General features: G+C 33.1%; 14 protein-coding genes. 3 read left to right on the top strand and 11 right to left on the bottom strand.

Annotated elements, in window-relative coordinates; all coding sequences use genetic code 11:
* Positions 1–9 precede the first annotated feature (9 nt).
* The 3 genes from ACJJVT_RS07430 to ACJJVT_RS07420 all read left to right on the top strand — a co-directional run bounded on the left by ACJJVT_RS07430 (position 10) and on the right by ACJJVT_RS07420 (position 3,341).
* On the top strand, positions 10–1,353 hold the full coding sequence (locus ACJJVT_RS07430) for a TolC family protein (protein ID WP_405397616.1): 1,344 nt from the start codon (positions 10–12) through the stop codon (positions 1,351–1,353).
* A 115-nt stretch (positions 1,354–1,468) separates the two neighbouring features.
* Positions 1,469–2,476, top strand: coding sequence for an adenylate/guanylate cyclase domain-containing protein (locus tag ACJJVT_RS07425; RefSeq protein WP_405397614.1), 1,008 nt, complete (start codon positions 1,469–1,471; stop codon positions 2,474–2,476).
* A gap of 208 nt (positions 2,477–2,684) precedes the next feature.
* Positions 2,685–3,341, top strand: coding sequence for a helix-hairpin-helix domain-containing protein (locus tag ACJJVT_RS07420; protein WP_405397612.1), 657 nt, complete (start codon positions 2,685–2,687; stop codon positions 3,339–3,341).
* Between the two features lie 84 nt (positions 3,342–3,425).
* Here ACJJVT_RS07420 and ACJJVT_RS07415 read toward each other — a convergent pair whose 3' ends face one another.
* The 11 genes from ACJJVT_RS07415 to ACJJVT_RS07365 all read right to left on the bottom strand — a co-directional run bounded on the left by ACJJVT_RS07415 (position 3,426) and on the right by ACJJVT_RS07365 (position 12,276).
* Positions 3,426–3,860: a hypothetical protein gene (locus ACJJVT_RS07415; RefSeq protein ID WP_405397611.1), complete on the bottom strand. Its 435-nt coding sequence runs from the start codon at positions 3,858–3,860 to the stop codon at positions 3,426–3,428.
* Positions 3,861–3,932: 72 nt separating this feature from the next.
* Positions 3,933–4,535, bottom strand: a complete 603-nt coding sequence (locus ACJJVT_RS07410; RefSeq protein WP_405397610.1) for a hypothetical protein — start codon at positions 4,533–4,535, stop codon at positions 3,933–3,935.
* Between the two features lie 58 nt (positions 4,536–4,593).
* A complete protein-coding gene (locus tag ACJJVT_RS07405; RefSeq protein ID WP_405397609.1) occupies positions 4,594–5,268 on the bottom strand; it encodes a DUF2625 domain-containing protein in 675 nt (224 codons plus the stop codon).
* 257 nt (positions 5,269–5,525) lie between these two features.
* Positions 5,526–6,095 carry a hypothetical protein gene (locus ACJJVT_RS07400; protein WP_405397607.1) on the bottom strand — a complete coding sequence of 190 codons (570 nt, stop codon included), beginning with the start codon at positions 6,093–6,095 and terminating at the stop codon, positions 5,526–5,528.
* A 37-nt stretch (positions 6,096–6,132) separates the two neighbouring features.
* Positions 6,133–7,275 (bottom strand): alpha/beta fold hydrolase, encoded by a 1,143-nt coding sequence (locus tag ACJJVT_RS07395; RefSeq protein ID WP_405397606.1) that lies wholly within the window; start codon positions 7,273–7,275, stop codon positions 6,133–6,135.
* A 254-nt stretch (positions 7,276–7,529) separates the two neighbouring features.
* Positions 7,530–9,110 carry a phytoene desaturase family protein gene (locus ACJJVT_RS07390; protein ID WP_405397605.1) on the bottom strand — a complete coding sequence of 527 codons (1,581 nt, stop codon included), beginning with the start codon at positions 9,108–9,110 and terminating at the stop codon, positions 7,530–7,532.
* Positions 9,111–9,581: 471 nt separating this feature from the next.
* Positions 9,582–9,923: a hypothetical protein gene (locus ACJJVT_RS07385; protein WP_405397604.1), complete on the bottom strand. Its 342-nt coding sequence runs from the start codon at positions 9,921–9,923 to the stop codon at positions 9,582–9,584.
* A 161-nt stretch (positions 9,924–10,084) separates the two neighbouring features.
* The gene (locus ACJJVT_RS07380; RefSeq protein WP_405397603.1) at positions 10,085–10,546 is read right to left on the bottom strand and encodes a hypothetical protein; all 462 of its coding nucleotides are present in this window, start codon (positions 10,544–10,546) and stop codon (positions 10,085–10,087) included.
* A gap of 291 nt (positions 10,547–10,837) precedes the next feature.
* The gene (locus tag ACJJVT_RS07375) at positions 10,838–11,125 is read right to left on the bottom strand and encodes a type II toxin-antitoxin system RelE/ParE family toxin (protein WP_405397602.1); all 288 of its coding nucleotides are present in this window, start codon (positions 11,123–11,125) and stop codon (positions 10,838–10,840) included.
* Positions 11,118–11,357: a type II toxin-antitoxin system ParD family antitoxin gene (locus ACJJVT_RS07370; protein ID WP_405397601.1), complete on the bottom strand. Its 240-nt coding sequence runs from the start codon at positions 11,355–11,357 to the stop codon at positions 11,118–11,120. The genes ACJJVT_RS07375 and ACJJVT_RS07370 overlap by 8 nt, the downstream gene beginning before the upstream one ends.
* 271 nt (positions 11,358–11,628) lie before the next feature.
* The gene (locus tag ACJJVT_RS07365; RefSeq protein ID WP_405397600.1) at positions 11,629–12,276 is read right to left on the bottom strand and encodes a hypothetical protein; all 648 of its coding nucleotides are present in this window, start codon (positions 12,274–12,276) and stop codon (positions 11,629–11,631) included.
* Between the last annotated feature and the right edge of the window lie 373 nt (positions 12,277–12,649).

The raw sequence follows: 12,649 nt of genomic DNA, 5'->3' as shown, positions 1-12,649 counted from the left end.
AAAGTAATAATGATACATATAAAATCACATAATACAGGTATTAAAAGCGTGCAGTTGTTTTCCGTAATCGGGATGATACTTTTAGGTTTCCATAGCTCTTTTGCTCAGCAGATAACTTTGGAGGAAAGCCAAAAGGCAGCACTTAAACATAGTAATGCCATAAAGAACGGTCTATTGACCATTGAGAAGTCCGAAGCGTTCAAAAAGGAAATGGTTGCCAACTATTTTCCGAATGTTGAGGCAAGTGCTATCGGTCTTTATGCGCCTAATGACTTAATTAGTCCTATTGAAGGAATTTTACCTTACGGTATAGACAACTTGTATAACGCTAGTGCTACAGCTACAGAGGTCATTTATGCCGGTGGAAAAATCAGGAGTTCTAATGCTTTGGCAGACATACAGCTAGAAACTTCCCAGATTAGGGCAGAACAAGCCGTTGATTCTGTTTTGGTAGTAACTGAAAATAAGTTTTGGCAGTTGGTACAATTGCAAGAACAACAGAAGGTTATAGAAACGAACGAAGCCTATTTAGATGAGCTTTTAAAGCAACAACAAGATTTGTTGGAAGCTGGCTTAATTGCAAAAAATCAATTGTTACAGGTAAAAGTAAACCGTAGCGAATTGCTTTTGAACAAGAGTAAATTAGAGAACATGCGCAAATTGGCATTGTTAGATTTCTCTCTTTACGTTGGTGTTGCCTATGCTCGAGATATGGTGGCAGATGCAAATTTTGAAAATATAGCTCCGCCAGAATTAAAATATCCAGAACCAGATCTAGACCTGAACGGGAATAGCAATTACATGCTTCTTGAAAAATCTATAACTGCCAGTAGCTTACAAACAAAAATGGCAAAAGCAGATTTACTACCTTCATTTGCAGTTGGTGTAAGTGCACAAGAATTTGGTTCTGTAGATAGTTCTATAAGCAGTCAATTTACAGGTTTGGCTTTTGGTACATTAAGTATTCCTATTTCAGATTGGTGGGGTAGCGGTAAACAAAAAGTGAAGCAAGAGCGAATTCAAGAAGAGATTACCCAAAACAATAGAAAAGATGGTATTGATCAACTAAAACTGGCAATAACACAAAGTTGGTACGATCTGGTTAATGCTCATGAGCAAGTAACCTATGCTTTGGAGAACAAACAGTTGGCTGAAGAGAACTTAAAGGTAAACCGTGATAATTACGATAGTGGTCTAAGCGGACTTACAGATTTGTTAGATGCTCAGGCAATGGCACAGAATGCACAGTCTAACCTTATAAATGCCTATACCAATTTTGAAAACAAAGAGATTACATTTTTATACAGAACAGATCAGTTGGTAGCACCTTCATTAGAGAGTTTAAAAGAGTAATATTCTATAATAGGAACTTTATAAATTTATTACTGTAATAAGATGACCGCATTGGTTAAGTCTTACAGCGTCATATGAAGAAAAAAAGATTTTTAGAATATTGACGCTGGCTTTAATGTGGTTTATTGCTATTATCGCATTTGACGTAGTATTAAATATAAAGGTTTTTCAAAGTGGAGATTGGCTTCCTTATTTTAAGTATACGTTTAAAACTGTTTTACCAATTATCATTTTTTATTGTTTGTTAATAAGCATTAGCGAGGTGTATTTCTTAAGTTCAATGCTTCGCGATTACCCATTTGCGGTGGTGGTATTGTTTAAGGCTGTTTTGCAATTTACGGTTATATATGCCATTCATTTAATTGGGACTTATGTAATTACCGAGATATTGCCATTGAGTAGCAATGCTGCCGTTAATGCACATTATGCCTATTTAGGAGCGTCACTTAATGGTTTCTATATTGCTTATTTCTTTGTAGTTAGTTTTCACTTTAGCCTATATGCCCAAATTTCTAGAAAATTTGGGTCTACTAACCTTTATGATATTATAATGGGTACGTATTTTAGACCAAAAGAAGCCCAGCGTATTTTTATGTTTCTAGATCTAAACCAATCTACCACAATAGCGGAAGAGATTGGTCATTTAAAATATAGTAGGCTTCTTCAAGAATGTTTTATCAAGCTTACCCATCACATTGAAAATTATGATGCGGAGGTTTATCAATATGTAGGTGATGAAGCAGTTCTTACTTGGCAAGTTTCTGATGACAAAGCGGCAAAAAAATGTTTGGATCTTTATCTTAATTTTAGAGATACTTTAATTAATTCAGCTACAGAATTTGAAAAGGAATTTGGTTTGGTGCCTAAATTTAAAACAGGTATTAGCTTTGGTACTGTTGCCGTTGCTGAGGTTGGAGACTATAAAAGGGACATTGCCTACCACGGTACGGTTCTAAATACCGGAGCTCGTTTATGTCAATTGTGTAAAGAGATACATGAAGATATACTTTTCTCTTCTGAGTTTCAGGCACTGTTAAAAATAAACGGACATCTACTAGACTATGTGGGCGATTACATGCTTACCGGAAGGCGAACAAGCGAAAAGGTTTATCGCCTATTGTAGTATTTATTAGTATAATACATATCTGGTTTTAAAATTTATTTTTGAACTCAATTATTCATTTTACACAAAAATGTTTTAAAGATAATATGGAATTTTCTCTATTCATAAAGGGGATGGTTAATTTTAAATTTAGAATTACTTTATGCAAACTTTTGAAAATGAGTAATTTCTATGTAACTTTTATCTAGAATTAAAACACTACGGAAAAATGGCATTAACAAAAGAAACAAAAGGAAAGGGTACGCATACTACAGTTACGTTTACAGTTGGCAAAAATGAAGCGCCAAGTGAAGCCAATGTTATCTTATTGGGAGACTTCAATGATTGGCAAACGAACGATAGTTCTTACCGAATGGAAAAAAAGAACGGGTCCTATGTAAAGAGCATAAAACTTGAAACTGGTAAAAGTTATGAGTTTAGGTATTTGAGCGAAGACAAAGGTTGGTTCAATGATCATGCGGCAGATGCCTACGTACCATCGCCATATTCAGGTATTGATAATAGCGTTGTAGATTTAAGTGCATTGCCTGCGAAAAAGAAACCGGTTAAAAAGGCAGCGGTCAAAAAACCTGTTGCTAAAAAAACGGTAGCAAAGAAACCAGTAGCCAAAGCTAAGAAAGATGATTTAAAGAAAATTGAGGGCATCGGACCTAAAATTGCATCTATCTTAACAGATAAAGGAATAGGTACTTTTGCGAAATTAGCGGGAGCGTCTGTAAAGACTCTTGAAGAGATTTTAAAAGAAGCTGGTCCGCGTTATACTATGCATAAACCAGGTAGCTGGCCAAAGCAAGCGAAATTAGCTGCTTCTGGTGATTGGGATAAATTGAAAGTCTTACAAGATAAATTAGACGGCGGTAAGTAATTGCTAAAACTATACATAACAAAAAGCCCTAAGATATATTCTTAGGGCTTTTTGTTTACTTTATAATCGTTTGATTAGAAGCTACTATTTCATTGCAGTTTGATAATCTATAATGAACTTCTTCATCATGCCTTGTAGCTCTATTTTATCTTTTTTGCTCATTTTAATAATATTAAGCCAAGCGGTGCCAATGTCTTTAGGTGCAAAAGTCGAAAAGTTTTTGATGACCACCAAACCCTTTTCTTTGGGATAAAATGTGAGTCCCTTTTTTGTGATTTTTATATTATCAGCGTCCATTTTTATAACAGGAAATGTTAGCTGCATTGCATGTTGAATTTCGTTATAGAAATAAACATTTTCTTGTGTAGCATTAATTTTTGCGTAATAATTTCTATTACTTTCACTATGTTCTTCTATAAAAGTATTGATTGCTTCTACTTGAGTTTGTAATTCTTGAGCGTTACTTGTTTTTACAAATGCGACTATCAAGACAATAGCTAAAAGTACTTTTTTATACATGATGATTTATGGTTTAAGTTGAATTCAATAAACGTTTATGAGGCTATTTTGTTGTTTGAAATACAGTGGAGGTTATTTAGCGCAACTATTATATTCCTCAACAACTGCAATGATGTCATCTTTTTTAAGAATTTTGTTTTTTAGTTTAGAAACTAGGGTAGGGCAATCGCTTAAATATTCTATAGCACGATTTTTAAAAGACTTTGAAGGTCTTGCAGTTAGTAAAGACGTGGCAATATCTTCATTTGCTCTTTGGGCATAGAATTCATTTAAATTGTGAAAAGTAATCGTGCCAGGTCTTGTTGAGGTCATGCCCACAGATCTACCATAAAGTGTAACGGCACCTGTAGTGACAATACAGAATATTTCTTTTTTCTTTTGAGAAACCGGTATGTATTTGAAATAGGCAATTTCTTTTTCAGAGAATACAAATTTTATAAGCTCAACTTGATCTTCATTAAATACAGATTTGCCTCCGCTAACTTTGTCTTTAACTCTAACTTTAGATTTTCCGTTAAAATGAATCAGGTCTTTTGATACAACAGGAATCTTAACTTCACCCTTTGCCGTCTTACCGTTTTTTAAAATGACCTCTCCATTGGTCCATGTATATTGAGAAAATGAAATGAAGGTGTTGATGAAGAAAAAAAGGGTCAATACTATATTTCTGGTCATTTTTATAATTGTAATTCTTGAAGTGTAGTAAACCTCTTATTTTAATATCTAAACTAGTTTAATCACCATTGTTTAATTGCTTTAGCGCATCTTGTTGAAATGCCCATATCTCTGAAATTGGTACTATTTTTCTTGTCAAATCATCAATGTGATTATGTGCTGTCCATAAGAAAGGATAGAATGCGATACCTTGATTTCCATTAATTTCAGTTATTTCCTTTTCCCAACCTGTCCAACGTGCATTGGCATAGAATTGATCTAGATCACCAGTAAATGTCCACCATAGAAAATCAGAATACCCAATATCCATTGACTCCCATTCTAAGGCATCTGGCGCGAAATAATATACATTGCCTAAATCATCGCCTAATGCACCACCATTTATTGCGAAAAATCCGCCGACTACATCATCGGCAACTAAGAATATAGATGGTTTATCTCCATATTCTTTAAATGTTTTGCCTTTATTCCACTCAGGTAAAGTTCTATCTAGCTTTTGGTTACCAGAACCCAAAATTCTGATCCAGCCATGGTCAATTAAGAGACCACCAGTTTCGTATATTATAGCACCCATTGGTGAGCGGGTTGATACTTGAGTTTGATACAGTGCATTATCAGCTTCTTTCTCGGTCTTGGGTAGAACTTCAATTTTGTTGGTTGCATCATTTATCCATTCAGTAACTAATGCCCAGCCAGGTTCATCAATATTTATTAATTCATTTATTGTTTTCATACTGATTAGTGCAGATTAATTTATTTATTCTAATGACTGATTTTTAATACGACTATTTCCTCTTAAAATAGATTACTTCTTTTTCTTAAATAAAAATTTATCTATACGGTTTAATATGCTACCCAGAAAATTCCAAAATTTATGTAGAATTCCTTCAAAAATTACGTCAACGAAGAAACTAACTATTGCATCAAAAATCATCTTGTGAACTTATTATTTTAAAAGTAGTCTTTAATTTATAGGGTAGTGCTCCTTTATTATTTTGTTACCGCCCAATCTTGACCTTCGTATGCTGCCCAAGAACAATTTTCAGGTTCTTTTAAAACACTTTTTACCATTTCAATAAGTTTGGGATCCTCATCTTTAAAAATTGCTTCTCCGGCCATAATGAGTGCTCTGCTTAATTCATCATGCATTTTGTCTTTGTTCTGCACTAAATAGTTTAATTGTCCTAGTCTAAGGTGTAAAAACGGATTACCTACAGTGTCTTTAAATTGCATAGCAAAATTGAAATTATCAAAAGCATCTTCGATCCATCTTTCAGAAAAACATACTTCTGCGATATGTACTATTACATACCTGCCTTCTTTAGTTCTTTTTTGGTCATCAGTTAGCGATTCATAAATTTTCATGAGCTCATTAACTCGGGACTCTACATCTAAATCTTTACTGGTGGTAATCTGGTCGATGTCCGCTACTTTATCTGCTATTGACTCTGGTATGTTAATGTATTGCTTGATTTTTGAAATGTTCGCTTCTTTTTTAGATTGTAATTGAACAGTTTCTTGTTTTTTGTCGCTCTTTTTTAAAAAATTAAATAGACCCATGGTGTTATATGTATGATATGTATAGTGTTAGATTGTATTACTCTTCTTTCAATTTCAACAACACCTCTTTCCCATGTTCGTTATCAGGATTTAACGCTATAGATTTTTCATACATTTCTATGGCTTCCGTTTTTTTATCTGCCATCAATAACGCTTCACCATAACTATCATAAGCATTTGCACTATTAGGAAATAATAGGGTAGTTGTTTTAAATATGTCTAGAGCCTTGTCTAATTCTTGGGTTTGTAAAAATGAATATCCTAATGTATTTAAATCATGTTCTGAACGATTATGAACCTTAGTTTCAATTGATAGGTCTATGGCATTGTTCAGCGCCTTTTGTAAAACTAAATTTTGTTGGTTTTTATCTAATGTTTCTGAATAGGCTTTAATAATGGCGTTGATAACTAAAGCAGGGTTATCATTAAATACAGCATGGCTGCTGCTTTCTGCTATAATATTAGTTACGTTATTGTTTTTCTCGCCTAAATCAACATGGACTTTTTTCCATCTGTCGGAATATTCTTTTGGATATACTGAAGCAGATTTATCAGGAAAAATATTTGTAACAGGTACGATATCAGTAAATTGTGTGTCTCTTAATGAACGCATAATCTCATTGTAATTGAAATTTAAGTAATAATCGCCAGTACCTTTTGGTATGGTGTTGATGTCTACAAACATGTCTCTCATCGCTAAGAAATCATCGTTCCAGAAATCACTGAGCGTAGCATCTATTAAAACAATCGATTTCACTTTCTTTGGATGTTTATTTGCATATAGTAGATTGTATAGTCCGCCGTAGGAATGGGATGCCAAAATAATATCATCACCGTACCCTAATTTTGCAAGTCCCGTTTCAAGCTCTTTAATTCCGTTTTCAATTCCGAAATCTGAATCATTTTTTAATGCCGGATTCAATTCACTCTGTCCGAAACCTGATCGGTCATAGGTGATTAATGTAGTACCAGTAACTTTATGTATTCTTTCTAAAATAGGAGTCCAAACAGAACTATCATCGCCACCACCAGCTTCAAAAAGAATAGGAGTTCCGACACCTTTCATTATATTGAAATGCATGTTAAACCCGCCAACATTTACTAGCGTATCTATCGTTTGAGAATGGGCGGAGAACGTTAAAGAAAAAATTGCAAAGAATTTAAAATAGAACTTTTTCATTTTTATGAGGTTTAGTTGATTAGTTAGATGTAATAAATACTTATTCACCTAACCCGCAATAATTAAGCCAGTTATCTCAGCTAAAAATCTAATGGAGAATCTTTCTTTTTTTATGACTGTATATTCAAGCTTTACCAATAATTTAAAAGTGTTTACTTACCAAAAAAAATAGTATCGAAAATTGGTCGTTTAAACATAAAAGGTCAACTGATTATATTGAAATAGTTTTAGATGTTAAATTGACACTTATTGTTTTAAACCTTTTTTAAAATGTTCTTTCCAGTAATTGCCATAGTAGATAAAACGCCAGAAAAAAGCGCGCCACCAACCCCTGCGGTAACAATATCTTGTCCTGTTAAATAAAAATTCTTGATGGGAGTTTTAGGTTTTAAAAATGGCTGTCTATATCGAGCGGGCGTGTGATCTAAACCATAAATTTCCCCTTTTTCATAATTTATAAAATGCTGTGTAGTTAGGGGAGTAGATAATTCGTAGCAATTTACCTTACCTTCAACTTGCGGTAATTGTTTGTATACTTCTTTTAATAATCGCTGTGCAAATACTTCTTTTTTAGCCTCATATTCTGCGCCTCTTTTTTTCCATGGTGTGCCTTCCCATTCTTCGAATGTTTCGTAGGGTACTAATGTAATTACATCAATGGTACTTTTGGTAGGGTAGCGATTCGCCCAATCTGGATCTTTCGCAGAAGGAAAAGAAAGATATACCAACGGAAAAGGTTGAGACATATCTTCTAAATAGTTGCTAATGCAGGTATCATGATCACCTTCTTTTGGGTAGACCCAATAATTTGTTTTTGGTAAACCAAGTTCTTCGGGCGTTCCTTCTAAGCCAATATATAAACTGGCGTGGGCTGCAGATCTGTTTACCTTTTGTAATTGCTGGGTTAGTTGATGTTTCTCTACTGTAGCTGATGGCAATAACTTATTGTAAGTTGTCATTACGCCTGCGTTGCTAACCACGTTATCTGCATGAAAAACTTTTCCATCTTTCATGCGAACACCAATAGCCTTATTATTTTCAATAATAACTTCTTCTACATCTGCACTTACCAAAATGGTACCACCAGAAGCTGCAATTACGGGACTAACTTTTTTTGCAATTTGAGAAGATCCACCAACCGGAAAACTACCACCATCAAAATAATGACGCACTACAGAAGCATGCATAGAAAAGCTACTTTGTTTTGGCGGTAAACCATAATCACCATACTGCGCGGTCATCACTTTTATTAGTGTTTCGTTTTTTGTTAATGAACTTAGAACCTCGTAGGTTGTTTTGTCTGAAAATTTATAAAATGGCTTTTTAAGATACTTGCCAAATAAGGTGTTCCAAACAGGTGCTATGCCTTTGCTTATGTAATAGTTTTTACTTGTTTTTACTGCCTTAAAAACTAAATCTACATAGCTGTTGATTGCTTTTTCTTCCTCTGGGAAATAAGCAGTCATTTGTTTTTTGAAATTTTTGGCCCCTTTTACAAAATCATAATGTTTATCTCTGATAATTACCCGATCGTAAACATCACCCATATCTGCCCACTTTAATTCGCCGTCTGTGATGTAGTCAAACAATTTCTTTAAAAGACTGCTTTCACGCTGCATTTCTCCTATATAATGTATGCCAACATCCCATTCATAACCTTTACGCTTAAAAACATGTGTAAAGCCACCCGGAGTGTAGTGCTTTTCTAATACGAGTACTTTCTGACCTTCTTTTGCCAAAATTGCAGCAGTAGCCAGACCACCCATACCTGAGCCTATAACAATACTATCATACTTTTCTTGTAATTCTGGTTTCTTCTTGTAAGATTGAATCATATTGTTGGCTCTAAAATTTAAATTGGTTTGGTTCTTATTTTTGGTTGTTGGTTTGAAGTTAAGATTATTTAATAAATAATGTAGAAAATAAATGACAGCGTTTTCTTAATACAAGTAACCGCTTACAGTCCCTTACAAATACATTAATAATTGCCTTTATACCTAAAGTCAGAAGTACATTTTAGATTTGTATCTATTGTAAAAGGTCTAATAAGAAACAGCGAATTTGTTCAACTTTTCTTATGAAATAAAGAAGGGGAATTCGAGAGATATTTCTCTGAAATTTTTAATCTACAGAAAAGGCTCTAGTGCAAAGTTGCTAGAAAAGTACAATATCTGATGCGTATTTTAATACTGCATCGAAAATTTAATCTCAATTGCTAAATTACGTATAAATACCCCTTTACGGGGTTTGTGCTGATAGCTAATTTGTTAGCGTAGATTGTAATAAAACTATTTCAAAAAAGTAGTTTAGTCTCTTCTAATACTGCTGTGTGTGCTTTTCGGTATAAGTAATACAAGTATAAATGCAACTACTTGAATACCAATGATGATAAACGCTATAATTTGAGTATTATATGCTATGATTGAATTCTGTTTTGTGTTTTTACGATTAATATCAATTTCAGATTTTAATAGTTCTTTTTCACAGTCATTGATATCTGTTCTTGATTCTATTTTTCGCTTTTCAAATGCGGCATTATGGTCGTTCTTATTTGATGGAATATCAAGTAGGTCTAATTTATTTATTATTAGCCAACCAGAAATAACTGTTGTAATCAGTAATAAGGCAAGTACTATTTTTTTCTTCATTTTGTGCTAATTCGGTCAACACTTGAGCTCAACTTTATTATTTAATTAAACTGGTACTTGGTTAAGATTGGTTTAGTTGTTTATTTTGAAAGCTAAGTTTATTCGCGGCATTAAAAACTTACACGAACTTTTTAGTTTAGATTTAAAGTCCGCAATATATTTTAATCGGTGTTGAGTGCCTGTGTTTTTATTTTTTGCTCAATTTTATTCAATATTCTTGATTCAAATTCCTTTTTTACTTTTGAGTTTTTCCACCACCAAAAATATTCATTCGCATCAATCCAATTTCCGCGGTCAGTTTTGTTTTTATAACCTGAAAAATAAAATGTTGTCGTTTCTTTATTCTTCGGTCTGGTCAAAGCATGAATGATCTGGTTTTTATCTTTATACTCAAAATAGATAGAGAACCAGTGTCCATTTTTATGGTCAGTGAAACTATTGGTTTTTAAATTTTCTTCGACTTTTACCTGTTTTATAATTTCGATAAGGGTTTCTTCAGAAATATTTAATTCATATGTTTCAGCCTTTCCATAACTACCAGGTGAAATAGACCAAGCTATGTAATAAAATAAAAACCCGAAGACTAAGATTCCGGTAATAATTAGTGGATATTTTCTTTTCAATTTTTTCTAACTATTAATTTCAGAATTCGATTTTTTAATGAAGTGACATTAATATTATAATGTCAGTAGGGGATGAAATAATCTTATTTTATATTTAGCGGACTTTCTCAATTAAGCTCGTATTCTTACAGATTCAAATTCGTCGTAATTGCAATTATATAGCTTATTTTTTGTGTCAAAGCGAAATCCGAAAGATTTAGTGGCATTATAAATATACACAGACCTTAACGTTTAAAACCTAAGCTCGTATTGCTTATAGGTTGTGTTGACAACAGTATTTTTGCACGCAGTTTAGAGCATATTTTTCAAATCCTGTTTTCCAACAATCGCCATTATGTCAACAATATCATTATTTATTTTGTAGTAAATATTGTCCGAACCACAAACGCATCTTCGATACCCTGTTTTTATGTATTCAATAGATTCAAATGAATACGGTCTTTTAGCGATAATGTCAAAATATTCGAAAAAGGTTTTGAAATATTTGTCCGCTTGTTGCATTCCGAATTTTTTAACTCCGTAACGATGAATTCGTATTAAGTCGTTCTTCGCTTCGTTGCTTAATCTATATTTAGTCATTAAGCTCAGACTTGGATTGCGCTAAAATTTGCTTTTTACTATAATTGGTAAATCCACTATTTTCAGACTTTTCCAATTTAGCTCTAATCCAGTCAATTTCGATTTGTTGGTTTCTTGCTTGACGAATTAAGTCATTAACAAGTTCGCTTTTACTTGAGTACTCCTGATTATCAACCTGTTTCTTTAACCATTCATCATTTGGTCTCGTAAACGATATGCTCTGTCTTCCCATGAGAAATAAATTTTGATGCTAATTTACACCAAAATCGAACCAATTCCAATTTTTTGTAATATGTTCGTTAATATACATGTTTTACAACGGTTTAGCTATGAACAGTACGGGAGCAAACTAACGTTTGCTTTCCGCCACGCACATAGCTAAATCTTTTGGTTTTGTTTTGTTCTTTGTCCCGCTAAAAAGCAAAATCCAAAAGATTTTGCGGACTTCATAAAAATGCTCAAACCTTAGCCCGTATTGTTTATAGGTTGTGTTGTAGCCAGTTTTATTGCGAATCTAGTTCAATTTGAATATTTTCAATGTCTGCGAAAAGTGCTTTTACAATAGATTTACTTTTCCCCCAATCATAGAGTTGACCTCTTATTATTGAGTTTACGCTCACACTCGTTTTTCCTATTTTATTCTCTAACGTTATGATTATTTCCCCTCCGAATGTTTTCATACTTGAAGGAATTTCGGCAACTAATATTAATCCATTTGATGCTTCATTTACCTCCTTTATTGGGTATTTATGCTGAGCTAAAGAGCATAAAATCTTAATTAATACTTCTTGTGGGGAGTATTCAAAATGTTCAATTTTAAATTTCCCGGTTTTAATACCCATTTTTTTGTAAAGAGGAACTGTAACCTCTGCAAGTTTTTTTAACGAGAAACCTGTCAAAGGAGAGAACACTAGGTCAACTCTTTCAAAGAACTCTTCCGCTGAAAGAGTATTTTTAGTTTTATCCAAATATTGTTTGATAAAAACTTGTACTTCTTTGTTTTTGACAATTCTGGCTAAATCTTTTTCTTCACGCCAGTTTGCGGTAACAAGTCCATCAACATTATTTTTCTCAATGCCTTTGGACCCGCATTCAGAACAATACTTGCCGTCTATTTTTTCTTTACAATCAGGGCAGTATTTTTCTTCCATTTATATGCTTATTTAAATTGGCTACAACAATTGTATATGTGTACAATTACACATATTTCTTTTATATCTGTAATTTAAAAAAATAAAAAGATTTTTACTTCATCAAATTGATTTCGGAAATACTTTTAATTCTGTTGTGCTCTAAGAAAGCATCAATAGTCTCAAAATGTTCAATAACGCGTTGTTCTTTAAATTCAAATACTTTTTGCGATAAGCCTTTTAAGAAATCGCAATTGTGAAAAAATAGTATTAGAGTATCATATTACTTAGATAGATAGCCTTAGTGTATTTTCTTCGAAATAACAGATGATGAAAATTTAGATAATGTAAAGTATAAGAAAAATACTATTGTAATTGAAGATATCTCGTGGTG

Source organism: Maribacter sp. Asnod2-G09, assembly GCF_045063795.1.
In the GTDB taxonomy this organism is placed as follows: domain Bacteria; phylum Bacteroidota; class Bacteroidia; order Flavobacteriales; family Flavobacteriaceae; genus Maribacter.
This window is presented reverse-complemented; position numbering and strand designations above follow the sequence as displayed.

Coding starts and splice junctions, on each gene's coding strand:
- ACJJVT_RS07430 (WP_405397616.1), top strand. CDS start 10: ATGATACATATAAAATCACATAATACAGGTATTAAAAGCGTGCAGTTG.
- ACJJVT_RS07425 (WP_405397614.1), top strand. CDS start 1,469: ATGTGGTTTATTGCTATTATCGCATTTGACGTAGTATTAAATATAAAG.
- ACJJVT_RS07420 (WP_405397612.1), top strand. CDS start 2,685: ATGGCATTAACAAAAGAAACAAAAGGAAAGGGTACGCATACTACAGTT.
- ACJJVT_RS07415 (WP_405397611.1), bottom strand. CDS start 3,860: ATGTATAAAAAAGTACTTTTAGCTATTGTCTTGATAGTCGCATTTGTA.
- ACJJVT_RS07410 (WP_405397610.1), bottom strand. CDS start 4,535: ATGACCAGAAATATAGTATTGACCCTTTTTTTCTTCATCAACACCTTC.
- ACJJVT_RS07405 (WP_405397609.1), bottom strand. CDS start 5,268: ATGAAAACAATAAATGAATTAATAAATATTGATGAACCTGGCTGGGCA.
- ACJJVT_RS07400 (WP_405397607.1), bottom strand. CDS start 6,095: ATGGGTCTATTTAATTTTTTAAAAAAGAGCGACAAAAAACAAGAAACT.
- ACJJVT_RS07395 (WP_405397606.1), bottom strand. CDS start 7,275: ATGAAAAAGTTCTATTTTAAATTCTTTGCAATTTTTTCTTTAACGTTC.
- ACJJVT_RS07390 (WP_405397605.1), bottom strand. CDS start 9,110: ATGATTCAATCTTACAAGAAGAAACCAGAATTACAAGAAAAGTATGAT.
- ACJJVT_RS07385 (WP_405397604.1), bottom strand. CDS start 9,923: ATGAAGAAAAAAATAGTACTTGCCTTATTACTGATTACAACAGTTATT.
- ACJJVT_RS07375 (WP_405397602.1), bottom strand. CDS start 11,125: ATGACTAAATATAGATTAAGCAACGAAGCGAAGAACGACTTAATACGA.
- ACJJVT_RS07370 (WP_405397601.1), bottom strand. CDS start 11,357: ATGGGAAGACAGAGCATATCGTTTACGAGACCAAATGATGAATGGTTA.
- ACJJVT_RS07365 (WP_405397600.1), bottom strand. CDS start 12,276: ATGGAAGAAAAATACTGCCCTGATTGTAAAGAAAAAATAGACGGCAAG.